Annotated in this window: 16 protein-coding genes and 1 tRNA gene; 4 read left to right on the top strand and 13 right to left on the bottom strand. The window is 70.3% G+C overall.

Annotated features, from left to right (window positions below):
• Positions 1-6 precede the first annotated feature (6 nt).
• Positions 7-1575, bottom strand: coding sequence for a hypothetical protein (locus tag VT85_RS12670; RefSeq protein ID WP_068415546.1), 1569 nt, complete (start codon positions 1573-1575; stop codon positions 7-9).
• A gap of 143 nt (positions 1576-1718) precedes the next feature.
• On the opposite strand from VT85_RS12670, the gene VT85_RS12675 reads away from it, so the two are divergent.
• Positions 1719-2273, top strand: coding sequence for a DNA-3-methyladenine glycosylase (locus tag VT85_RS12675; RefSeq protein WP_068415549.1), 555 nt, complete (start codon positions 1719-1721; stop codon positions 2271-2273).
• Between the two features lie 91 nt (positions 2274-2364).
• On the opposite strand, the gene VT85_RS12680 is transcribed toward VT85_RS12675, so the two are convergent.
• Both VT85_RS12680 and VT85_RS12685 read right to left on the bottom strand, forming a co-directional pair.
• Entirely contained in the window at positions 2365-2886 is a 522-nt protein-coding gene (locus VT85_RS12680; RefSeq protein ID WP_197490631.1) for a response regulator, read from the bottom strand.
• A gap of 97 nt (positions 2887-2983) precedes the next feature.
• Entirely contained in the window at positions 2984-4291 is a 1308-nt protein-coding gene (locus VT85_RS12685) for a tetratricopeptide repeat protein (RefSeq protein ID WP_068415558.1), read from the bottom strand.
• An 877-nt stretch (positions 4292-5168) separates the two neighbouring features.
• Here VT85_RS12685 and VT85_RS12690 point away from each other — a divergent pair.
• Positions 5169-6599, top strand: coding sequence for a peptidase MA family metallohydrolase (locus tag VT85_RS12690; RefSeq protein ID WP_068415561.1), 1431 nt, complete (start codon positions 5169-5171; stop codon positions 6597-6599).
• A 580-nt stretch (positions 6600-7179) separates the two neighbouring features.
• Here the strand turns inward: VT85_RS12690 and VT85_RS12695 are convergent.
• The 6 genes from VT85_RS12695 to rimO form a co-directional block, all read right to left on the bottom strand.
• Positions 7180-9519, bottom strand: a complete 2340-nt coding sequence (locus tag VT85_RS12695; RefSeq protein WP_315850947.1) for a UvrD-helicase domain-containing protein — start codon at positions 9517-9519, stop codon at positions 7180-7182.
• On the bottom strand, positions 9516-10646 hold the full coding sequence (locus VT85_RS12700; protein ID WP_068415570.1) for a UvrD-helicase domain-containing protein: 1131 nt from the start codon (positions 10644-10646) through the stop codon (positions 9516-9518). The genes VT85_RS12695 and VT85_RS12700 overlap by 4 nt, the downstream gene beginning before the upstream one ends.
• A complete protein-coding gene (locus VT85_RS29860; protein ID WP_068415575.1) occupies positions 10643-13846 on the bottom strand; it encodes a PD-(D/E)XK nuclease family protein in 3204 nt (1067 codons plus the stop codon). The genes VT85_RS12700 and VT85_RS29860 overlap by 4 nt, the downstream gene beginning before the upstream one ends.
• On the bottom strand, positions 13770-14774 hold the full coding sequence (locus VT85_RS29155) for an undecaprenyl-diphosphate phosphatase (RefSeq protein WP_068415579.1): 1005 nt from the start codon (positions 14772-14774) through the stop codon (positions 13770-13772). Before VT85_RS29155 ends, VT85_RS29860 begins: the two co-directional genes overlap by 77 nt.
• Positions 14775-14929: 155 nt before the next feature.
• Positions 14930-15544 (bottom strand): CDP-diacylglycerol--glycerol-3-phosphate 3-phosphatidyltransferase, encoded by a 615-nt coding sequence (pgsA, locus tag VT85_RS12715; protein ID WP_068415583.1) that lies wholly within the window; start codon positions 15542-15544, stop codon positions 14930-14932.
• Positions 15545-15551: 7 nt separating this feature from the next.
• A complete protein-coding gene (gene rimO, locus VT85_RS12720; protein ID WP_082858976.1) occupies positions 15552-17009 on the bottom strand; it encodes a 30S ribosomal protein S12 methylthiotransferase RimO in 1458 nt (485 codons plus the stop codon).
• A 290-nt stretch (positions 17010-17299) separates the two neighbouring features.
• On the opposite strand from rimO, the gene VT85_RS12725 reads away from it, so the two are divergent.
• A tRNA-Arg gene (locus VT85_RS12725) sits at positions 17300-17373 on the top strand.
• A gap of 75 nt (positions 17374-17448) precedes the next feature.
• Here VT85_RS12725 and VT85_RS12730 read toward each other — a convergent pair.
• The 3 genes from VT85_RS12730 to VT85_RS12740 all read right to left on the bottom strand — a co-directional run bounded on the left by VT85_RS12730 (position 17449) and on the right by VT85_RS12740 (position 22406).
• On the bottom strand, positions 17449-18375 hold the full coding sequence (locus VT85_RS12730; RefSeq protein ID WP_156512843.1) for a hypothetical protein: 927 nt from the start codon (positions 18373-18375) through the stop codon (positions 17449-17451).
• Between the two features lie 80 nt (positions 18376-18455).
• Positions 18456-21047, bottom strand: coding sequence for a DUF4132 domain-containing protein (locus tag VT85_RS12735; RefSeq protein WP_068415592.1), 2592 nt, complete (start codon positions 21045-21047; stop codon positions 18456-18458).
• 918 nt (positions 21048-21965) lie between these two features.
• Entirely contained in the window at positions 21966-22406 is a 441-nt protein-coding gene (locus VT85_RS12740) for a hypothetical protein (RefSeq protein WP_231871367.1), read from the bottom strand.
• A gap of 76 nt (positions 22407-22482) precedes the next feature.
• Here VT85_RS12740 and VT85_RS12745 point away from each other — a divergent pair, with 76 nt between their 5' ends.
• Entirely contained in the window at positions 22483-23127 is a 645-nt protein-coding gene (locus tag VT85_RS12745) for a hypothetical protein (RefSeq protein ID WP_068415599.1), read from the top strand.
• Between the two features lie 33 nt (positions 23128-23160).
• Here VT85_RS12745 and VT85_RS12750 read toward each other — a convergent pair whose 3' ends face one another.
• Positions 23161-23952, bottom strand: coding sequence for a YiiX/YebB-like N1pC/P60 family cysteine hydrolase (locus VT85_RS12750; RefSeq protein WP_197490635.1), 792 nt, complete (start codon positions 23950-23952; stop codon positions 23161-23163).
• Between the last annotated feature and the right edge of the window lie 63 nt (positions 23953-24015).

A 24015-nucleotide genomic window follows, 5' to 3' on the forward strand; every position in this document is an offset into this window, starting at 1 on the left:
GCCGCCTCAGGGCCGGTTCGGGCCGTTCACCGTGGCGTCGGGACCGAACCGGATGTGGAGCCCGGCGTGGCCGGCGAAGCGGTCGCCGTAGATCGCGCGAACGATCGCCCAGTCCGCCAGGATCGCCAGGGCCGACGCGAGCACTCCCGCCGCGATCAGCCTCCCCCAGCGCACCGGGCGTTCGCGGGGCGTCGGGACCTCATACGCACCGGCCGATTCGTCGCGCGAAGGGGACGCCAGCAGCAGGATCAGCGCGCAGACCACGGCGTTCGCATACACCACCCCTTCCGTGATCAGGCGTTGGTCCGTGAACTTGACCACCGCCTTCCCGAAATTGCCGACGACGACGATCGCCAGCAGCATCAGGTACAGCGCCTGGCCACGCCCGAGCGCGCCCTCCGGGACCACGGCGAGGGGCCGCCGGTCGTGGCGGATCATGAGCGCGAACAGGGCCGCCGTCGCGATGGCGAACCCCAGGTCGAACCAGACCTGGGCCGAGAGCCCGTACATGACCGCCGGAACCGCCTGGAAGTCGACCCAGTGGCCGACCCCCTTGCGGAAGTTCACCAGCGGGATCGCCAGCAGGGTGAAGCCGATCGCCAGCCGCTCCGGCCAGCGCCGCGACGGCGCGACGGCCTCGTGGTCGACCCTGCCGACCCGCTTCGCCAACCCCGCCACGGCCAGCGCAAGGCCCAGGCCGTTGATCAGCCCGGTGGTCTGTTCGAGGACGCTGTGCCAGTTCGTCTCGTAGCCGCTGGTCACCGCGACCAGCTTGATCATCGAGGCCCCCGCGAAGCTGATCCCGCCCACGACCCCCGTCACGACGGCGGCCCGCGCCACCTGCGGCAAGCCGTTGCGCAGGCAGTAGGTCAGCATCCCCACGACCATCCCCAGGCAACCGGCCCAGTTGTCCCCGCGAGGGGGCGTCATCCGAAGTCCCAGCACCGGCACGAGCACCAGGAACCCGATCCACCATCCGATCGTCATGTGCAGGATGAGTGACGCGGCCCGGTCGACCCGCCGTCGGACCCCGGCGTAGATCAGGGCCGCTGCCAGCGCCGCCGCCACCCCCAGCCAGTCGGAATCGTACCAGTCGAGGCTGTATCCCAGGTCTCGCAGCCACGGCTCCAGCAGCCGTCCCTGAACCTGCCAGGCCGCGAACACGGCCGCGATCGGCGGGAGCAGCTCGACCAGGCGTTCGCGATCCGCCTCGGCGGGGAGCGCCGTCCCCGCGCCGCCGGGCGCCGCCCAGAGGAATCCGATCGTGAACAGGGCGGCGAATCCGTAAAGCACCGATTCGGAGTGCCCCGAATGGGTGTAGCCGATGACGTGCATGTACGAGATGCTGCCGCCGAACGACCATCCCAGCGCCCCGAACAGGGCGAAGAACGGCAGCCGGCCGTACCAGTCGCGACGCCCCGAGAGGAGCACGGCGGCCATCGCCGCCAGGGCCCCCGGGATGAGGGCCCCGTACTCGTGCCCGAAGTTCCCCCTCACGCCCCAGCCCACCGAGAGCGAGAGCGCCGTCAACAGGTAGAACGCCACGCCGGCCCGGAGCTTCACGTCAGGCATCATCGCCCCCCCGCCTGGAGTCGAGAACTCGATCCCCCCGCGTCGGAGGGCGATCCAGACTATGACGGCGAGGAGACATGTTCAAGAATCGCCAGGATTTCCCGGCCATGTTGCCGCCGACGGTCCGCTTCAGGTAGTCTGTTCGTATGAACATCCTGCCCAGAAGTTTTTACGATAGGCTAGCGAAGGACGTGGCCCCGGAACTCCTGGGGATGAACCTGATCAGGACACTCGACGGGGTCCCTCGGATCGGTCGGATCGTCGAGGTCGAGGCGTATCTCGGCCCTCCCGACCTGGCGGCGCATTCGACGAAGGGGCTGACCCGACGGACGAAGGTCATGTACGGCCCGCCCGGTTACGCGTACGTCTACCTGATCTACGGGATGTACCACTGCCTCAACGCGGTGACCGGGCCGGGGGAGCATTCGTCGGCGGTGCTGATCCGGGCGTTGGAGCCGATTTCAGGCGTCGAGTCCGCGACCAACGGCCCCGGGAAGTTGTGCCGGGCCCTCGGGATCGACCTGAGCCTGTACGGGCATGATTTAACGGAGGGAGAATTGGTGATCGCGCGACCCGAAGGGCCGCGCGAGGCTTTCACCATCGCGACGAGCCCTCGGATCGGGGTCGATTACGCCAAGGAGTGGGCGCTGGAACCCCTCCGCTTCACGATCGCGGGCAATCCGTTTCTCTCTCGCCGTTGACTCCGGTTCGGGGCTCGAGGTCGGGTCGAATGATCGAACGACCTTCGCGGTCGGCCAGCCCTTGAACCTCGAAATCGGTCGCCGACGGCGATCAGAGACAGGGCTGGGCGTCGGATCGGTTCGAGCCCGAGGACGAGGACGGGCCGAACGAGCGGACGTTCCTCGGGGGGAGCGGGGTCGGGGGCCCCTGGTCTCCCTGGTCGGAAGCTGGTCGATGTAGCGCGTCGCGACCGTCGAGGACGTGACGGATGATCTCACTGGGGTCGACGGGCTTGATGAGATGGGCGTCGAAGCCCGCCTCTCGCGACTTCCGCACGTCCTCGGGCTGGCCGTAAGCCGTTTGCGCCAAAAGGATCGGCGGATCGTCCAGGGCCGATCGGATCGCTCGGACGACCTCGTATCCCGACATCCCCGGCAGGCCGATGTCGATGAAGACGACGTCATGGGGTTTCTGGGTCGCCAGTCGAAGGCCCTCCCATCCGTCATGGGCGACCTCCACGCGACATCCGTAATATTGCAAGAGACTGGCCTGAGACAGCGCCAGGTCTTCGTTGTCATCAATAATAAGGACGCAGCGACCGGGCGGCACCCGATCCGTGGATCTGGAATTCATCGCACTCCCCTCCTGGCATTTGGCTATCGCAATCGCCATGCCGATACCGGAGTTTGTACGATCCCAGATGCTCGGCTGCCCGAAGTCTTTGCAAATTTTAAGATTCGGGCCGGGCGGTGGGGAGCCGAGGCGACGGCGGGTGTTTCTCGTTGAACCGGAACAGCGCCTGTTGAGACGTGGCGTCGAGGGGATCGCGGCCGATCGCCAGCTTCAGCCAGGCGCGGGCCTCGGGGATGAAGCCGGCCTGGGCGCAGACCTCGGCGGCCTGTTTGATAAGGTTGGGGTCGCTGCGGCCGGTCGGCGTGGCCATTCGCTGGACGAGCGAGTTGAAGGCTTCCAGCGCCTCGGCGGCGCCGCGCAGGGGGGCGGCCTTCTCGGGCTCGCCGCACAGCTCGTAGGCATGGATCAGCCCGAAAGCGGCGTCGCGGTTGCCCGGGTCGGCCTCGTAGGCGATCTGGTACCAGCGCCGCGCCGCAGGGCCGTCGCGGCGGGCGAGCGCGACGCGGCCGCGCAGCCGGGCCAGCTCGGGGTCGTCGGCCGGTCCCGTTTCCAGCAGGGCCTCGGCCTGGTCCTCCTCGCGGCGGTCCATCAGGATCATGACGCGATGGGCCAGGGCCCGAGGGTCGTCGGCGGGGAGGGGGGCGAGCACCTCCTCGGCCTCTTCATAAAGGCCGAGCCGGCGGTCGTTGTCGGCCAGGGCCAGCCGCGACTCGCGGTCGTCGGGGTCGGCTTCGAGGTAGCGGCTCAGCGTCTGGGCGACCTCGCCGGCTTCCCACAGGCAGTTCCGCATCAGGCACCAGTGGAACAGGTTCTCGTAGCGCAGGGCCGTGACCTCGGACATGGCGGCGAACTGCTCGGACAGTTCGCGACGGCGGAGCTGCATCCCGTAGATGTAGATCAGCTCGCGACGCGGCTGCACGAGGGTCGGGTCGAGCCGAACCGCCTCCAGCAAGGCGGCCTCGGCGAACCGTGCGCGGTCCCGCCGCAATTCGATCTGGCCGGTCAGCAGCCGGGCCTGGGGGGCGACGGGGTGGTCGTCGGGGATCTTCGCCAGGGCGGCGATCGCGTCGTCGGGGCGCTGCTGGGCGATGGCCACCTGGCCTCGCAGCATCCAGTCCTGGGGCTGCGGGTCTCGCGCCCGGGTCAGGCGGCCGAGGAGCCGGGCCGCGTCGCCGATCCGGTCTTCCTGCAGGCTGCGCTGGGCCTGCCGCCAGAGTTCCTCGGGCTCGACCGACCGCGACCGGACCACGTACGCCGACGCCGCGATCAGCAGGGCCGTCGCAACTCCGATCCCGATTCCGACGCCGATCCGACGACGTCGGGCCGAGGGGGTCCGCGCGGGCGAGGGCGCGGGCCCCCGATCTCGCGACGCCGGCGCCGGCGATTTCGACGAGCTGGCCGCCATGATCTTCCGCCTCGCGTGCCGTATCCGAAAGGTTCCTCGCATCGATCATGTCCAGATCCGGGACGCCCCCGCAAGCCCTCCCCTCGGGGAATCGTCCGGGGGGCCTGGCGAATCCTTGCGGCCGGGTTTCGGTTGACGGCCTCGGGGATTTCGACCATACTCCGCCGGACCTCTCGACCCGGAAACGGGTCCGCGCGGGCTCGCCCGGCCCACGGCCGCAAGGATTCGCCAGGCCGCCTCGACGATCGGATCGCACCCCCAAGCAGGACATGGACGTCATGCGCCAGGCTCTCTGGACCCTCCTGTTCGCCGTGGCGGTCGCCCCGGCCGCCCTGGCCGGCGAGGCGATCGACAAGGCTCGCCAGCTGATCGCCGCCAAGGACCTGAAGGCCGCCGCCGGGGTGCTCGAAGACGCGCTCGGGGCCGCCCCCTCGGCCGAGGACCGCAAGGCCGCCGTCGACCTGCTGAAAGAGACTTACAAGGGCCTGATCCGGGACGCCAGGGCCGCCGGCGCCACCCAGGAGGCCGCCTCTTTCGAGGACGACCTGGCCATCCTGGAAGCCGCCTCGCCCCCCCCGGCGGCTCCCGCTCCAGCTGCCACGCCCCCCTCGCCGTCTCCGGCCCCCACGGCGCCACCGGCCGCCGCGCCCGAGCCGGCTCCCGCGCCCGCACCGGCTCCCACGCCCGCACCGGCCCCCGCGCCCGCACCGGCGGAACGGGTCTCGATCCCCCACGTCGAGCCTGCTCCGGCCGCCGCGCCCGAGCCGGCCCCGGCCGATCCCCCCGCGCAGCTCCCTCCGCTGGGCGGACCGGAGCCCGCGCCCCAGTCGGCGGCCCCGGCGAAGACCGCCCCCCGCCCAGGTCGCTCGACGACCGGGTGGGGCGGGCCGCCGTCGCGAGCCCTGAATCCCGCCCCGAGGCGTCTTCGGCGCCCTCGGCCGGAACCGCGGAGCCGATCGAGGGGCTCGCGGAGGCCGACGCCCTGTTCAACAAGAAGCAATACGACCAGGCGGGCCAGCGGTACGCGGTCCTCGCCCGCAAGGGGCAGCTCCCCGCCGCCCGGAACAAGGTCTGGGCCTACTGCCGGTGGGCGGCGGTCGTCGCCCGGATCAACGCCGGCCCGCGATCGAACCAGGAATGGGAACTCATCGAGCGCGAGATCGACAGCATCCAGCGCCTGACGCCCGGCAACTGGTACGGCGAGTACCTCAAGGACCGCGTCGCCGCGGCGCGCAACGGCGAGCGGCCCATCGGCAAGGGGCCCGGCGGGCTGGCCGTCCGCGGCGCCTCGCCCGACGAATCCGAACCGGAATCCGATCCGACGCCGGCTCCCGCTCCGGCCCCGGCCCCGACTCCGCGACGACGCCCCACGGCCGACCCCCAGGCGCGCAGGGCCGCGGCCGGGGAAGCCCTCGACCTTCCGCCCGCCGACGATCCCCTCCCGAGCCCGGCTCCCGAGCTCGCCCCGCCGGCCGCCGAACTCCCCGACTCGATCCCGGACGCCGCTCCCGCGTCGGCTCCCGCCGCCGGGCTGGGGGCGTCCCCCGTCTCGTGGCAGGTCCACGAGACCGAGAGCTTCCGAATCTTCCACGTCGACCCCGCGCTCGCCGCGAAGGCGGCCGCGGCGGCCGAGGCCGTCAGGGTCTCGCAGGGGACGCGCTGGGGGAGTCCCACGGCGCGCGGGGCCTGGTCGCCGCGATGCGACATCTACCTCTATCCCACCGCGTCCGACTTCGCCCGCATGACCGGCCAGCCCGAGACCTCGCCCGGCTTCTCGACGATGGGGATCGGCGGCGGCCAGGTCGTCGCCCGCCGCGTGAACCTGAGGGCCGATCACCCGCAGTTGATCTCGGCCATCCTTCCGCACGAAGTCACCCACGTCGTCCTCGCCGACGTCTTCGCCGACCAGCAGATTCCCCGCTGGGCCGACGAGGGGATGGCCGTCCTCGCCGAACCCGCCGCCGAGCAGGTCGGCCGCGCCGTCGAGCTCCACGCCCCTCTCGCCGAGAACCGCGTCTTCCAGCTCGAAAAGCTGATGGCGATCGACTATCCCGAGTCCCAGGACTGGAATCTCTACTACGCCCAGAGCGTCTCGCTCACCCAGTTCCTGATGGCCGAGGGGACCCCCGCCCAGTTCGTCGCCTTCCTGAAGAACGCCCAGCAGGACGGGACCGACGCAGCCCTTCGCGGCACCTACCGCATCGCCGGTCTCGACGACCTCGAACGCCGATGGCGCGACTACGCCCGTCGCGAATCCTCGCGCCTGGCCGTCGCCCCGACCGCCTCCGACGCCTCGACGACCAAGTAACGATCCCACAACTCCGGCGCAATCAAATGCCGGCGCAATCATGCCTTCCCCCCTCGCGGAGGAAGACCGCCGGTCTCCGCATCCGGAACCATAACGCCCTTCCCCCCTGGCGGGGGAAGGTGGCCCGGAGGGCCGGATGAGGGGGGGACGAGCACGAACGCCACCGCCGTAATGTCCGGCCCGATTGCGAATCCCGCCGGCGTTCGTGCTCGTCTTCCCCCTCATCTGACCCCTCCGGGGTCTGTCTTCCCCCGCGAGGGGGGAAGACTTTCATCGCATCGAAGGCCACCGCCGTAATGTCCGGCCCGATTGCGAATCCCGCCGGCGTTCGTGCTCGTCTTCCCCCTCATCTGACCCCTCCGGGGTCTGTCTTCCCCCGCGAGGGGGGAAGACTTTCATCGCATCGAAGGCCACCGCCGTAATGTCCGGCCCGATTGCGAATCCCGACGGCGCTTATGCTCGTCACCCCCTCATCTGACCGCTTCGCGGTCTGTCGGGGAAGACCGTTGTTGAGGACGGAAGGCGACGGCGTTTCGGGTGAATGGACTGCGAATCCCGACGGACGGCTCGCGCGGCGCGCTCAGCTCGCGGATTCGGTTCGCCAGAGGCGGGAGAGGCGTTCGCGCTCGGCGTCGTCGATGGGATCGCGGCGCTCGGCGCGCAGCTTTCCGTCCGGGGCGACGCGGATCAGCCAGGAGGGGCCGAGCGGGCCGAGGCCCTTCCGATCGAGGGCCGGGATCGAGAGGGACGCCCTGAGCTGGGCCCAGGATTCGGGCTCGCCGGGGGCGAGGAAGGTCAGCGGGCGCCATCGGCCGTCGTCGCCCCGGACGAGGGCGTCGCACGAGCCCCTGACGGTCGTCGAGCCTTGAAGGATCCAGCTCTCGCACGGGCGGACGCCGGGCGGGGGGGCGTTGCGGAGACGGGCGAAGAACGGGCTGGCGACCCAGGCGCGGAGCCAGGCGACGGCATCGGCCCGGAGCGAGGCGTTCGCGGCGGGAGTCCGGCGGCTCCCCAGCCGGGTCGCGACCTCCTCGGGGTCCGCGCCGGCGAGGAGATCGGGATCGACGGCCGCCGCGCGGACCAGGTCGCCGAGGCGGGCCGTCCGCGAGGCCCCCAGCCGGGGCGTCTCCAGGTCGAGGAAGCGGAGCGGCGACGGCGGGGCCGGCGGGGCGAGGCGTTCGCGGGGCGCGTCCAGGATCGCCGAGACGATCTCCGCCAGCTTCGTACCGTCGGAGCGGTTGAAGGTCTCCTCGGCGGTCGTGATCCCGGCGACGTCGACGACCCGGATCTCGGGCGCGGGCCAGCCGTCGGGGAGGGGGGCGAGGCAACGCCCGGTCCGGCCGTCGAAACGCTCCCACAGCAGGTTGAGCGCGGGGGAGAGCTTGGCGACCGAGGCGGCGATCTCGTCGAGCGGCTTGGCGAACCCGGCCGAGAGGACGAGGTCGTCCCGGGCGCGGGTGGCGGCGACGTAGAACAGCCGCAGGGCTTCCTCACGCTCCTCGCGATCCTCGACGGCCCGATATGCGAGCCAGCCCAGGCTCTCGCCGCTCCCCGGCAGGTCGGGGTCGAGGTCCGTCGCCGCCGGTCGGGGCTTGAGGACCAGCCCCAACTCGCGGTCGAAGCCCTGGGCCCCGGTCTTGGAGCCGGAGTCCTTGTTGAGGTCGGGCAGGACGACGATCGGGAACTCCAGGCCCTTGGCCTGGTGGACGGTCATGATGCGGATGCTCGGGCTGCCTTCCTCGGTCGTGGTCGCCTGCTCCTCGCGCGGGGGGTCGTCGGCGAAGGCCCGCAGCCGGCCGACGAAGTCCGCCAGGCCGAACCCGCCCCGGCGGTCGAACCCGCGCGCCGTCTCCACCAGCTTCCGCACGTTGGCGAGCTTCCGCGCGCCGAGGAACTCGCACGTCAGCGCCGCCTCGAAGCCGGACTCGTCCAGCGCCGCGGCGAGCAGCTCGGCCATCGGGACCTGGTCCTTCAAGGCCCGCCATCGCGCCAGGAGCATGCGGGCGCGGCAGGCCCGGGCGCGGTCGGCGTCGGAGAGTCCGGGGGCGTCGGCCGCCCGCTCCAGGCCCCGGCTCAGGTCGCCGGTCTTCGCCAGCCAGAACAGGCCCTCGTCGCTCAGGGCGAAGAACGGGCTCCGCAGGCAGCCGGCCAGCGCCACCTCGTCGAGCGGGTCTTCCACCACCGAGAGCAGGTTGACGACGTCGAGGATCTCCTGCTGCGAGTAGAACGCCGAGCCGCCGATCGTGTGGTACTCGAAGCCCTGGTCGGCCAGCGCCGTCTCGTACGGCCAGACGTCGGTCATGGCGCGGAGCAGCAGCGCGACGTCGCCGGCGTGCGCGCGGCGGGGCTTGCGGGTCCTGCGGTCGACGATCATCCAGCCCTCGTCGAGCCGGCGGCGGAGCCAGCGCGCCAGGGCCTCGGCCTCTCGGATCCGGCCGTCCCGCGCCGAGGGCTTCGAAGCGTCGGCGGCGGTCTCGGACTCCGCCTCGGGCGGGGGGGGCTCGACCCAGAAGAAGTGGACGGCCGGCTCGTCCGCGTGGTTGGGGCGCGCGGGGGAAAGGCGTACGGCCAGGGGATCGGCGACCTCCGCGCCGGGGTCGGGGAACGACTCGGCGAACAGGGCGTTGACGAAGTCGATGATGCGCGGGACGGTGCGGAAGTTCTCCGAGAGCCGGAGCCGGCCGGGTTCGGGGAACTCGTCGCGCCAGCGGCCGAAAATGGCGGGCTCGGCCCCCCGGAAGCGGTAGATCGACTGCTTGGCGTCGCCGACCACGAACATCCGGCCGCCCAGGAACCCATCGCTTCCCAGCAGCCGGAGCACGTCGCTCTGGATCTGGTCGGTGTCCTGGAACTCGTCGACCAGGACGAACTCGATCGCCGACGGTTCGACCTGGAGGTCGGCGTCGGGCTCGAACGTCAGGTCGGGGTCGGGCGCGGTCGCGGTCCCGCCTCGGGGGCCGCGCCGGCGAGGTCGCGGAGGGCGTCGCGGGCCAGGACGATGAGGTCGGAGAAGTCGAGCCCGCGACGGCGGACCTTGAGCGCGTCGTACTCGGCGCGGGCCTCGCGGGCGACGCGAGCGAAGCGGGCCGTTTCGGCGGCCGCCTCTCGGGTGACGGAGTCGTCCCAGACGAGCTTCTCGCGGACGTCGCCGACCTTGCCTCGGAGGTCCTTGAAGGCGTTAGCGACCCGTTCCTTCACGTCGGCGTCGGGCCAGTCGTTCTTGCCCCGGAGGCCGGCGACCTTGGCGGCCTCGCGGAGCCGGTCCAGGTCGTCGTCGCGACAGCCTGGGGCTTCCACCGCCACCAGGGCGTCGAGCACGTCCTGGCGAACGAGCGCGAGCTTGGGGCCGACGTCCTGGAGCGGCTCCAGGACGCGGCGGCAGGCGCGGGCGACGGGGGCGAGCCTCGCCAGGATCGCGGGGCGGGCGCGGGCCTTCCACACGTCTCGCCAGCGGGCCGCGATCTCCTCGGGCTCCAGGTCGCAGAGCGGGTCGATCTCGTCGGGAGTGCGGCGGGCCAGCGCGTCTTCGAGCATCGCGCGGAGGCCGCGCAGGGTGTGGGGGACGGCCAGTTCGAGCAGGTCGGGGTCGCGGGCGGCGAGCAGGCGGCGGATCGCGGCGGCCACGGCCTGCTCGCGGAGCGCCCCGGCGACGACCTCGTCCAGGACCACGAACTCCGGGTCGACGCCCATCGCCTCGGCCCGGCTCCGGAGCACCCGGCCGCAGAACTGGTGGAACGTGCCGATCGGCGCGGCTTCCAGGGCGCGAAGGACCGTCGTCCACCAGTCCGGGTCTGACCCGCCGGCGAGCCGGGACCGGCATCGCTCGCGGATCCGCTGGCGAAGCTCCCGCGCCGCCTTGTCGGTGAACGTCATCACGGCCAGCGAGCGCAGGGCGCGGCCCTCGGCGCCGTCGATCTCGCGGAGGAACCGCTCGGTCAGCACGGTCGTCTTGCCGCAGCCGGCGCCGGCCGCCAGGGCCACGCTCACCCCGCGCGCCTTCAGCGGACCTTGCTGCTCGCGCGTCAACGAGACCCGATCGTCGCTCATGACCGCTCCGCCTTCGGTTCCGTGGATTTCGCGGACTTCGAGGCCCTGGCCGGGCGGCCCCCGAGCGTCTTGTCGGCCGAGGCCGTGGGCTGCGCGTCGGGCTCGATCGTCTTCCCGGCCGCGCGGACCTGGCGGATGCGGCAGACGCCCCGATACTCGCAGTAGGCCTCGCAGCCTTCCTTCCTCGGCGCGACCTGGAACGCCCCGTCGCGGAGACGGTGGATGATCGCGAAGACGCGTTCGATCAGGGCCTCGCGCACGTCTTGCCACTGCGCGAAGACGATCGGCCGATACCCCTTATCCTTCAGGCCCCAGTAGCCGACGTCCAGCAGTTCGGCCTCTCCGCGCTGATAGAGGAGCCGTTCGACGGCCATCGCGTAGAGCGGGAGCTGGAGCATCCGGCCTTCGGTCACGTCCTTGGAACTCGGCGGGTTGCCGCTCTTGTAGTCGATGATCCGGTAGCGGGGCGGTCCGGACTCGGCCCCGGCGTCGACCATGTCGATGCGGTCGATCCGGCCCTTGAGGCGGACGACCTCGGCGCCGAGGGTCAGCTCGAATTCGGGATGGTCGGTCCCGGGCTCGCCGAAGCCGAACTCGAACATCCGGGGCGCGGGGGCGGTCGGCGTCTGCGAGGTGTACTCGGCCCGCTGCTGGGCGTACTGGGCGGTGATCCGCTGCACCTGGCCCAGCTCGATCTCGCGGAGGCCCAGGTCCAGCTCGCTCAACTCGTCCAGCTCTTTCGCCAGCACCTTGTCGACGGCGGCGGCCAGGAGGCGTTCGTCGGGGGTGTCGGCGTCGGTCTCGGCGCGTCGGCGTTCGAACTCCTCGAGGATGTCGTGCAGGCGGCTGCCGCGCTCGGTGGCGTCCTCGTCCAGCTCGTCGCGCTCGGCGATCGGATCGAGATGGAGGACGTGCCGGCTGAAGAACTGGAAGGGGCAGTTCAGGTAGGTCTCAAGCTGGCTGGGGCTGAACGTGTGCGTGAGCCCGTCGAAGTCCCGCGCCAGGCGGGAGTGGGCCTCGGGATCGGTGAGCAGCCCCTCGAACTCGCCGAACGGGGCCCCCCGGCGGCGGCGATCCAGCGCCTGGAGCGCGGCCGCCGCCCCCTCGAGCGGCGCCCGATGGCCCGGGTCGGCGGCCAGATCGCGGAGCCTGGCCGTGCGGCCGCGCTCGGCGGCCAGGGCCGCGGCCAGGACCCGGGCGTCGCCCGGCGCGACGGCCAGGTCCTCGCGGTCGAGCAGGGCGGGGTGGAACCGCGCGTGCGCGACGTGGCAGGCCGACTCCGCGGGGGCCGACATCGCGCCCAGCAGGTCGTCGAGGAACCCCGCGCGGAGCAGGGGTTGGCCCTTGGCGTCGGTCGTCGGATAGAACAGGTGCGCCCCGCGCTCCGCCGCGCCGAGCGCCCGGAGGAACCGGAGCGTCTCGGCCGCATACGCCGCGCGGCCGGCGGGGCTGGGCTCCTCGCCGGGCTTCAGCTCCAGGAATCGCTCGACGGCCGGGCGTCTCGGGAAGCTCCCCTCGACCAGGCCGACCAGGAGGACGCGGCCCGCGCGGCAGCCGCCGAGGTCGTCCACCAGGGTCGTGCGGATCGAGCCGTCCGGGGCCGTCGGCCTCGGCGCCTGGACCTCGGCGGTGACGTCGGTCAGCACGTCCACGAATTCCGCCCAGGGGACGACGACCGCATCTCGGCCCAGGCGTTCGAGGATCTCGGCGCGGTCTTCCAGGGCGTCCCAGAGCGTCTCCAGCGCCCGGCCGTCGCGCGAGCCCAGGCCCAGCTCCGTCGCGGCGCGGCGAAGTTCGATCGCGTGCTCGCTCCAGGGGCGGGGACGGTCCAGCGGGGCCAGGACGTCGATCACCCGCTTGATGATGGGGTGCGCCCGCCGCGCCCGCTCGACCTTGCGCCTGCGGCGGTCGCGTTCGATCGGGTCGGGCGCGTCCTCGTTGCGGGCGATCGCGCGTTCGAGGGCCTGGAGGATCTGGCGGTCCCCCCGGAAGACGGACGACTCGTGGAGCGTGGAGGCGGCTTCGGCGAGGGCCAGGCGGTCGACGTCCTCGCCCCAGCTCGGCTGCAACTGGCCGTTGCGGAGAAACCGGACGAGCTGCTCGGCCTCCCACTCTTCCACCGGGATCCGCGCCGCCTGGAGGGTCGCCGCGACGGACGGGTCGACGTCCAGGGTCCTCGGCCCGGCGTCGTGGACCGGCAGGCCCGCCCGCCGGAGGGCGAGGCAGGCCGATTCCGCCTGATCGTCCCAGCGGGGGAAGGCGATCAGGATCTCGTCCGGTTCGACGCCGCGGCCGATCAGGTCCTTGACCTCGCGCGCGACCATTCGGCCCAGGTCCATCCCGGCCGGGCCGCCCCGGATCGACAGCCCCTCGCCGGTCTCGATCTTCGGGGCCGACGCGGCGAACAGGAGCGCGTCGACCGCCCGCAGCCCCGCCGGCCGATGGGAGTCGGAAGGGACGAGCGATTCGACCATCCCCAGGTCCAGCAGCCGGGCTCGGATCGGGGCGGTCGCCAGGTACAGCTCGGCGCGTTCGGGGGCGTCCTGGTGGCAGAGGGTGACGTCGACCGACCGGGGGCGCTCCAGGATGTCGCGGAGGATCCGCCACTGCGCCGGCGACTTCCCCTCGAAGTCCAGGAAGACGAGGTGGTCGCCCTCGCCGGAGCCCGCCCGCGCGTTTCGGTCTCGGAGCCGCAAGGAGGCCCAGACCGAAAGCCCGGCCTCGTCCTCGGCGTCGAGGTCGGTCAGGAGCCGACGGTAGCGCCGGAAGACCGAGACCTCGGCGGCCCGGATCGCGTCGTCCCCGTCGTCTTCCGGTTCCGGGCGTTCGTCGTCCCGCTCGCGATGGCGTTCGGCGACCGTCCAGTCGCGGACGCGGCGTCGGAGGCGGCGGCGGTAGCCGACCCGCGAGGTCAGCTCGGCGAGCGGTCCGCGACGGCCGCCGGCGGTCTCGTCGCGCAGGGCCTCGTCGAGGACGGCGGTCGCGGCCGAGTCCGACAGCAGCGTCGGCCCCTTCCGGACGATCGAGGCGACCCAGCGCCAGAGGTCGGCCCAGCACCGCACGCGGGGCTCGGCGAGCCAGGTCGACTTCGAGGGATGCAACGCCAGTTCGCGGATCGTCTGGTCACGGCAGAGGGGCGTCGGCACGATCCACTGGGCCGCCCGGAGCGACGGGTCCAGTTGCAGGAGACGCCCCCGCATCGACGCGCCGGGAGGTCCCGTCCAGAGCGTTCGGTGAGGCGTCAACGTCGCTCCCATTTCCGCTCGACGAGACGAGCCCGAGGACCACCACCGCCAGCAAGACCAAGTATACAGAACAATACCACAGCTTCCCCGAGCGGACAACGCGGATCAGCCAGAGGATCGCCGCGTAGCCGACCAGTCCGGCGAGGATCATGGCCGCGATCGTCTGCATCACGCGGTCGGGCGTCAGGTTCAGTCGCGACGGGTCCTTGATCGCGTCCTTCAGCTCGTTGGCGACGGCGCCGGCGATGGCCGGGATGGCGATCATCAGGCTGAACCGCACCGCCCAGACCCGCGAGAGGCCCAGGAACAGCGCGGCGACGATCGTCACGCCGCTGCGGCTCACTCCCGGCAGCGGGGCCAGCGTCTGGGCCAGCCCAATCAGGAGGGCGTCGACCCAGGTCGTTTCCGACGGGCCTCGTCCGCGACCGTCCGGCCCCCGCATCTTGAGCGAGACCAGGGCCAGGAAGACCGCCGAGATCAGGAAGCCGACCGGGGCCGCCGTGTGGCTCTGGAACAGGCTGTCCACCCACTTCTTGAAGAAGAGGGCGAACGGGACGAGCGGGAGGGTCGCCACGATCGCCAGCATCGCCACGCGGAGGACCGTCGGCCGGCGGAAGTCCGGGCCGACGTCGGGGTCGTCGGTCAGGAGCCCGCGGACGCCCAGCCGGATCGGGCCCCGGTAGTGGTAGAGGATCGCGGCCATCGTCCCCAGGTGGAGCATCACGTCGAAGAAGAGGTTCTCCTCCCCGCCCCGGTGCGTCCCCGTCAGCCAGGCGAAGAACTGCTGGGTGATGAGCAGGTGGCCGTCGCTGGAGACGGGCAGGAACTCGGTGACGCCCTGGACCATGCCGAGGGCGAGGGCCTCGATCCATTCGATCAGCATGCGAAGATCCATCTTGGGTTAGTAAGCGTACGAGGTCCGGCGCGAAGCCGGCCGCAATCCTAACGCCCTTCCCTCGTCAGGGGGAAGGCGTCGAAAGGCCGGCCCGTCCACGTTCGGGGACGGTTGCCTAGGGACGGGCGAGGGGGCCTCGTCCCTCAGCGTCGTCGGGCGGCCTCGCCCCGGAGGGCGGGGCCCGCGCCCCAGAGGTAGCTGGCGCCGCTGTAGAGCGTCAGCGCCACGGCGATCCAGGTGAAGGCGTCGCGGAGGATCGTCAGCTCCTGCGCGGGGGAGACGAGCCAGAGGCAGAGCAGGGCGGCGGAGACCGACAGGCACTGGAACAGCGTCTTGAGCTTGCCGGCCATCTTGGCGCCGAACGCCTGGCCCTGGCCTTCCAGCAGGCTGCGCAGGCCCTGGATCAGCAGCTCGCGGACGACGATCGCCGTCACCATCCAGGGGAGGACCCCCGTGCCGGGGATCGCCGCCAGGTAGATGTACGCGCTCGAGACGATGACCTTGTCGATCAGCGGGTCGAGCTGGCGGCCCAGGGGCGTGTCCTGATCCAGGAGCCGGGCGAAGTAGCCGTCGAGCGCGTCGGAGACGGCGGCGACGACGAACAGGCCGAAGGCCCAGCCGTACCATTCCAGCGACATCGCCGCGCAGACCAGGACCGTCAGCCCCAGGCGCGAGACGGTCAGGGTGTTGGGCACGTTCCAGAACGTGCCGGCCGGCCGCGCGGGGGCGTCCAGGACGGAGTGGTTCTCGGGGGGCATGGGGATCTCACATTCCGTCGAGGATGTTCAGCGACGGCCCCGGGCGCGACTTGCGAGGTCGGGGCCGCGCCCGCTTCCGTCGCGACGGGAGGGCCAGCGAGCGGGCGACGAAGTCGTAACCCTGGGTGTCGACGATCTCGCAGGGGACCACGTCCCCCGGCTGGAGGCCTGCGTCCGGCACCAGCACGACGCCGTCGACGTCCGGGGCGTCGGCGTACGAGCGGCCGACCCAGACGTCCGGCTGGCCGGGGGCCCGGCCGTCGATCAGGACGTCGAGCTCGCGGCCGACGAGGGTCCGGTTGAACTCCTCGGCGATCGGCTGCTGGATCCGCATGATCGTCTCGCGACGGGCTTCCTTCACGTCCTCGGGCAGGTGGCCGGGCACCTTGGCCGCCGGCGTGTCGGGCTCCAGGGAGTAGGTGAAGACCCCCAGGCGCTCGAACTTCGCCTCGGCGACGTAGTCGGCCATCTCCTGGAACTCGGCCTCGGTCTCGCCGGGGAAGCCGACGATGAACGTGGTGCGGAGCACGAGGTTGGGGATCGACGACCGCAGCCGGTCGACGATCGCCGTGGTCTCGGCCCGCGTGTGGCGGCGGTTCATGACCTTGAGCATCCGGTCGTTGATGTGCTGCAAGGGCATGTCGAGATACGGGACGATCCGCTTCGCCCCGGCGATGACGTCGTAAAGCTCGTCGGTGAAGTGCCGGGGATAGTTATAGAGGATGCGGATCCAGGTCAGCTCCTCAATCTGGTCCAGCTCGCGGAGCAGGTCGGCCAGGCGGGGCTCGCCGTAGAGGTCCATGCCGTAGTAGGTCATGTCCTGGGCGACGAGGATCAGCTCGCGGACGCCGTCGCGGGCCAGCTCGCGGGCCTCGTCGACGACCAGCTCGATCGGCTTGGTGACGTGCTTGCCCCGCATGTACGGGATCGCGCAGAAGGTGCAGAGCCGGTCGCAGCCCTCGGACACCTTCAGGTACGCCAGGTGCCGGGGGGTGATCCGCAGCCGGGCCCGGTCGTCCTGGGCCTGGATCGGGGCCGGGCGGAACAGCGTCCGCTGCTCGTGCAGGCCGCCGAGGATCCGGTTGGAGACGTGGACGATCTGCTCGCGGCCGAAGACGCCGACCACCTGGTCGACTTCCGGGAACTCGTCCAGCAGCAAGTCCTTCTGGCGCTCGGCGAGGCAACCCGCGACGATCACCCCCTTGACCCGGCCGTCCCGCTTCCGTTCCAGCATCTCCTCGATCACCCCGCACGATTCCTTGCGCGCGGCGTCGATGAACCCGCAGGTGTTGACGATGACGAGGTCGGAATCCCGCCCCTCGGGCACGAGCGCGTACCCCTCCTGCGCCAGCAGGCCGAGCATCCGCTCGGAGTCGACGAGATTCTTGGAACAGCCGAGGCTGACGAACGAGATCGTCCCCCGGACATCGGTATCGGTCTGTTCGGTCGGGCGTTCAGGCGTCATGGGCTCGTGGTGACTCTCGCTCGGCGCGCGGGGGAACTCGGGCTGATGAGCCCTCATTATATCCCGCCCCCGGCCGTTCGTGGCCCCCCAATCCGCGGAAGATTCCGTGCGCGGCCGCGTTCGCGGCGGTCCGACGCGCCTTCGCGATCGGGAAACGGCGGCCCGGCCCCCTGCATCGACCGCCTCGGGGACGCTCGCGGATTTCGAATCCGAACCTCAACTGTTGTCTTGCCGTCCAGCTTGGTTATACTGATCCCCGCGGTTCAGCTATCGTGCCGAACCGAGACCAGGCGCCCGTAGCTCAATTGGATAGAGTCGCGGACTTCGAATCCGAAGGTTGTAGGTTCGACTCCTACCGGGCGCGCTTTCTCTCCTGCCGTCGGATCGAGCGGTGGAGAGCTGCCATCATCCCACCCAGCGAGAGAAGAGGCGACTCGCCTCACCTCGGTCGATCCTCCTTCGCGGAAGACGAATCGAAGACCTCGACGTCTTTCGGCAGGGAGAGTTCGCCGAACCGCGCCTCGTCGACGCCCTGATTGAGCGAGAGTTCCTCGACCTCGATGCGCACCTCCTGCCGCCAGGCGTCGGTGATCAGGTTCTCGAGGGGGAACTTGGCGTCGTAGAACTTCCAGGACGCCGTCTTGAGGAACTTCGCTTCGCCGTCGAGCACGTCCTGGTATTCGACGTCCAGGATCGACGTGACGTCGCCGTTCAGGGTCTCGATGCGCCGTTTGAGCAGGAAGCGGTCCCTGGGGCTGAATTCGTAGGTCGTGCTGAAAAGGCTTTCGGGACCGAGTCGGCGGCTCCGCACGATTCGGCCGATGGGGACGCCCCTGGAATCCGCCATCGCCGCTTCGGCGACGTCCGGCGAGTTCAGGGTTTCGATCAGGCTCGTCCGGATCGACGGCGCGCCGACGTCTCGCGGGTCGATCGGGAAACGGTCCGGCAGACCTTCGCGATCGACGATTTGCAGTCGATTCATCCGGCCCGAGTAGACCTTCCAGGCGTCGCCGAGGCGCAGGAAGATCTCCTCGCCGCCCGTCGTCTGGTCCTTGATGCGGGACAGGACGTGGTCGCCCCGGAAGATCACGGATTCCGTCGAGCGGGATTCCGGGGCGGTCTTCACCTCAATGACGAGGCCGTCGCTCTCGAATCGCTTCGTTTCCGGTTTGGAGACGGATCGATCCGTGATGCGGGTCTGGATCGTCGCCGAGCCGTCGTGGATCCGTCCATAGTTGTCGCGAATCGCGTCGAGCGCGGCCCTGACGACTTCCTTCGGCTCCTCGCCGGACGCCGTGGGGCAGGGGACGAGGGGAAGGACGCCGAGCACCGCCGTCGCGGTCCGCATGAGGATTGAAGCGCCCATCTTCCTGAAGTCCTTCATGTTAGGGCTTGCTCGGTCGATCGATCGACCGATCGGGCCTGACGTTCCGGGGCCGACGCCTTTCATCTCCGGCCGATCTGGCTGGTGATGGTGGGGTCAGTGATCTTCTTGTCCTCGGCCAGCATCAGGGCCTTGCTGAGGACGATCGAGAGCGTGGCGTCCCCCTCGAAGGGGAGGAAGACGCCGTCGCCTTGCGGCTCGCCGCTTCGCTTGGGGACGATGCAGAGGTATTCGTCGTTCGGCTCCATCAGGATGTTGCCGCTTCCCAGGTGGATCTTGTAGGTGCGCAGGTCGCCGCGCACCACCAGGAACTTGTCGGCGAACGAGCAGCGGGGGGCGATCTTCAGGCGTGGGATCAGTCGTTCCAGCACGGCCTTGCGGGTCTTGCCGTTGGCCGAGAGGTCGCCGAAGCTGTAGGTCCGCCAGTAGTCGACGAACCGGCCCTCGGGGCCGCCGTCCGACCAGTTCGGGTCGTTGCCGACGCTCGCCACGCCGACGAACAGGTCGACGTCGCGGAAGACCTCGCTCAGCACGAGGGGCGGGATCTGGTCGAGCGGGACCGGCTCGGCGTCGGCCTGCCGCCAGCCGGGGGAGTAGCCGCCGCCTCCTGCATGAGCCTCGCGCTGGGGGGTGCCGATCTCGTAGAACCGGACCTGGTCGGTGGCCAGGTGGAGGTACGAGCCCGATTCGGTGGTCGCCGCGCCATACTCGCCGCTGATCCCTTCCACCCAGAACTCGGCGCGGAGGTTCCACTCGGGGAGATCGCGCGACGTGGCGGGGTAGCTGTCGTCGACCATCAGCCGGAGCTTGTTCCGCCATCCCCGGGCGGCGCAGAGGGCATGGTACTGGTGCTGACGCAAGACGTGGGCGGCGAACCGGTTGGAGTAGACGCGAGTGCTCCGCTCGGCGTCGGTCAGGACGTAGACTTCGCGATACGCCTGCTTGAACGGCTGGCGGACCCTGTGGCGGTCGAACCAGTCGCGCCAGGCCGCGACCTCCTCGACGGGGCGGTCGATCGGGTGCCAGAGCGCGACCTTCGTCACTTCGCCGAGTCCCTCCAGCGGCACGTCGTCCACGCAGACGATCCGGCCGTCGAGCCAGATTCCGGCGTCGGACTGGCCGTTCGTCTCGAAGGTCCAGATCAGCCGCCGGGCGATCGCGCCGACGAGCGGGTGGTCGAGGTACCGGGTTTTCCAGGCTTCGAGCGGCCAGGTCTTGCGGGCCAGGAAGAGGCCGTCGATCCGCTCGCGCTGGGCGGTGAGCATCTTGCCGACGTCCTTGGCGGCGGCTTGAAGCTCCTTGACCTCCGCGGCGTGGTCTTTCTTGACGGCGGCGGGGGCCGATTTCAGCGGCTTGCCGGCCTTACTCCAGGTCAGGCGGGCGTCGGGGCCGTCGACGACGAGTTCGGCCGTGTAGTCGCCGAGGGCCTCGACGCGGCGGCCGACTTCCTCCATCCCGTAGGAGGGGACGGCCAGTTCGTCGATATCCTCGCGCGGGAGCCCCTCGCGGCTCGCGGCGGCCGTGAGGGCTTTCTCGGCCTCCTTTTGGGCCGGGATGAACTTGATCTTGAGCTTGAGGATCGCGAGCTGGCCGACGGCGTCCATCCCCGGCATCATCCCCAGCGCCGCGACGACGGCATTCCCGAGCGAGATCAGCCGAGGCCCCCTTCCGGGGATCTTGCGATAGGCCGACAACGCCAGCGCCGCCAGCGCCCGCGCCAGGTCGCGATCGGTTTGGAGCCCCGCGCACCAGGCGAGCCCTTTGAGCAGGTCAACGTGGTGGGGATCGATCGAATCGACCTGGAGCACCTCCCACTGAATCGCCCGCGGCCTCGTCTGGGTGCGCGGCCTGTCCACCAGCGGGAACCACCGCAGGAGGTTCGCCTTGAAGTCCTCGCGGCCGACGGCGGCGATCAGAGGCTTGACGGCGGTGAGCCATTTCGCCGACGGCTTGCCCGTCCCCACCTTCTGGCAGGAAACCAGGAGCGCCTGCCACGCCGACCGCCGATCCGGGGGCATGGCGGCGAGATCGCCGAGCGCGACGTCGGACCACGCCTCGCCGGGGTCGATGCGGGCCTCCGCCTCGACGGCGTCCAGCTTGATGAGGCGGCCGAGGGGCTTGCGGACGGCGTCGCCGTAATGGGTCAGGGGGCTCAGCCGGGCGACGGCCGCGTGGAGGGCGGACTTCACGTCCTCGCCGAGGGGGCCGCCGGCCGCGAGGTTCTCGACGGCCGCCGCGACGCCCGCGAGCGGGAGCGAGTAGGGGTCGGGATGGTGGCTGACGTCCACCCACCTCAGGAGGGAGGCCACGGTCGCCGGGGGAAAGGCGTGCTTCCTTCGAAGAAGCCCGCGCACGACCTGCCCGAATCGGACGGCGGCCTCGCCGAGGCCGATCCCCTCGGCCGAGGAGCCGAGGTGCGCCTTCGACAACTCGCGCCGTCGCTCCTCGATGGTCAGGAGCCGGGCGACGAGTCGGTCGACGACCTCGATCTGCTTCGCGCCGTCCAGGGCCAGCAGCGCCTTCCCGGACTTCAGGTCGCCGAGTTGGGCGGTGTACCATGAATCGCCGGACTTGCCCTTGGGCTCCTCCTGCGCCAATGCGTCGATCAACTCGCCCAGCTCATCGACCGACGCCGGCTTCTCGACCTTGGCCATGATCCCCCCCAGGCGGGACGAGTTGGATTCCTCCCACGCGGCGGGCGTTCGTCCCGCCTCGATCCGACCGACACCCAAGCCAACAAATCATAGGACGCGCGCGAGCCCCCCGCGAGCCTCCTGATCGTTGGCTTCCGTCGCGATGCTCGTCGACGAGGCGCGAGGAGAGGGGGACGAGCCTCCTTCCGCCCGCGTGGTGCTCCGTCGAGAACACTTCGGCATGGCGTCATGACCCGGCCGGCCCACGGGTCGGATGAGCGGAGCGACGCCGGAGGTTTTCGACGGAGCACCGCGTGGGGAAGGTGGCCGCAGGCCGGACGAGGGGCCGCCGTCGTCGCATCTCCCGGCCAGGTCGGTCTTCCCACGCAGGGGGGCGCTGGGCTGCGATCCAGGGCTGGCAAGGTCGCGTGATGCGGAAAATCGACATCCTCGCTCGCGTTCGCCGAAATGGTCGCATCGTCACTTGGAGGGATGGCAAGACACCGCGCTCCCTGGCAATTCGTCGGAAGGTCCCGCCGTCGGCCGGCAGCCGGAACCCAGGCCAGGCCCGGCGAGTGGGAAAAGTCGCCGATCGAAGCCAATTTCGGAAGGCTTATATCTCGGTTAAGTCTTCAGATTTCAGGGGTTTGCAGAGAATGGCTTCGTTTTCGGGTGGCGAGAACGAACCCAATTTCGGCCCCATTCGCGGGCCGTGGGGAGCCGTCTGCGGGCTCGCGGTCGTAAGGTGCCGAGATGAGAGGATTTGCGTCGCGGGGGAGCTGCCGTGGCCGGCCCTGAAGCCTCGGAGATTGCGAGAAAAGCGTCGAGCGAACCCAATTCGTGATGGGCGAATTTTCGAGTAAAGGTTTTGGGTGTAAGAGTTTCGGTCGATTGGCTTCGTTCGCGGGGGGCGAGAACGAAGCCAATCGCGGCCGGGGCTCAGCCGCCGACGAGGAGGGTCAGCCGCAGGAAGGTGACGGAGGTCGTCGGGGCGATGGTGAAGGTCTGGTCGAGCGACTCGGCCTGGCGGTCGTCGATCAGGATCAGGACGCGGTTGGTCTCGAAGGCCTCGACGGCCTTCTCGTACTGCTTCTTCCAGTCGATGGGGTGGGCCTTGGCCCCGGTGCGAGGGCCGTTGAGGGCCAGTTCGAGCCCTTCGGGCTGGACGAGGCCGCGGTAGGGGCCGGAGGCTTGCCGCTTGACGTTGTAGTCCTGGACTTCCTGGTAGACGCGCTCGCGGATCAACTCACGGACGGTGATCGTCTCGTTCAGGAATTCGAGCGACCACTCGTTCGTGACGCCGCCGGCGGGCGTCTCGTCGCGGACGGTCAGGGTGGCGGCCATCGGCGGGCCTCCCGAGAGGGTTGGAGTCGCGGCCAAGGGGACCTATCCTCTATAGGATAGACCTGGCGCGGCCCGTACGCCACGCCCCGACGAAGCCCCGGGAGCCCGAATCTTGCAACCGCTCTGCCTGCTTGCCGCGACGACGAGGAGCGAGGATCCGACCATCCCCGCCTGGATCACGACGGCGGTCTACCTCTGGCTGGCGATGCTCTGCACCTGGACCTGGTGGCAGGACCGGGCAACGAGGCGACCCCGACGTCCTTTGGGGTCGCCCGTCTGGTTTGGCCTGGCGATCCTGTTCGCCGCGCTGGGGTTGGCCAAGCCGTTCGCGCTCCAGGCGATGCTCACGGAATCCATCAGGAAGCGTGCGGTGGAGGGCGACTGGTACGCCGTACGACGCGACTACCAGTTCGCTTTCATCCTCGTCGCCGGTTCGCTGGCCGTGATCGGGGCCGTCGCCCTCGTCTGGCTTGCGGCCCGGAAGACCTCGTGGCGGAACCTGTCCGCGCTGGCGCCGGTCGTCCTGCTGCTGGGATTCCTCGGCGTCCGGGCGACATCCTTTCACGACATCGACGCCGTGCTCTACGCGACCGTCGCAGGGGTGCGTTGGAACACCATCATTGAGCTGACGATCCTGGGCCTGGTCGCCCTGACGTTGACGCGCCGGGCGTCAGGCGACGGCCGGGGAGACGCCCGCGACGAATCAGCGGGCGCACGGCGTTACACGATTCCCGGGGCGGGGCCGTTCTCTCGTTGACGTCCCCTGGGGATGCGCCATCCTGTTTCCACGTCAGTTCGTGGCGGAGACGATCTCGGGGACGCCGTGATCGTCCATGAACGGGTATCCCGGCTTAAACGTCGGCGGGACGACCACTTCGAGCTTGGGCGACGACCAGATGCCGTGCCGCTCATTGCCCGGGAAGAAGACTTCCTGCTCGAACGTGAGGGGTTTGTCGAGCGCCCACTTGGAGGCGGTCGCGATCCCGATCATCTGGATAGGGTACTCCGGGGCTCGCTCCATGTCGCCCAGCTTGATCGGGTCGGAGAGCTTCAGCCCCGCGTGGCGGAACGCCTTCTCGGTCAGTTCGACGCAGTACAGGGCCGCATCGTCGAGCCCCAACTCGTAGTCGAACGGGACCTGCTCGGCGAAGACGTTGTGGCAGTACTCGACGACCTGGGGGATCTTGGAGCGATACTCGGGCCGGAGCCGCTTCACCCCGAAGTTGCCCACGTTGTCCAGAATCCAGACGCAGAAGGGCTGCCGCGCCACGCTCGTCCGCGTGGTGTCGTAGACGACCGGGTCGCCGTCCTCGATGACCACCACCCCCGTATGGGAGAATTTGCTGTTGCTGGCGTTGGCGAGGAAGCGGCTCATCGGGAACCAGCCCCTGCCCACCCTGGCGTCGCCCATGCGGAAGACGACGTCTCCGCTGCGGAGGTATTTCCGCCCCCAATCATCCCAACGCTGCATCTTCGGCGTGATCGAGATCTTGGGGAGCCGACCATCCTTGCGATCGTTGGTGGCCTGGGGGCCCCAGTAATTCTTCCCCTGATATTCGCTGGGGACCATTCGCTCCGTCATCTCCCGCTCTTCGGGAGGATTAAACATCCAAGGGGTGATGAGCAGCAGCAGTCCAAGCATAGA

This window comes from Planctomyces sp. SH-PL62 (assembly GCF_001610895.1).
Classification (GTDB): domain Bacteria; phylum Planctomycetota; class Planctomycetia; order Isosphaerales; family Isosphaeraceae; genus Paludisphaera.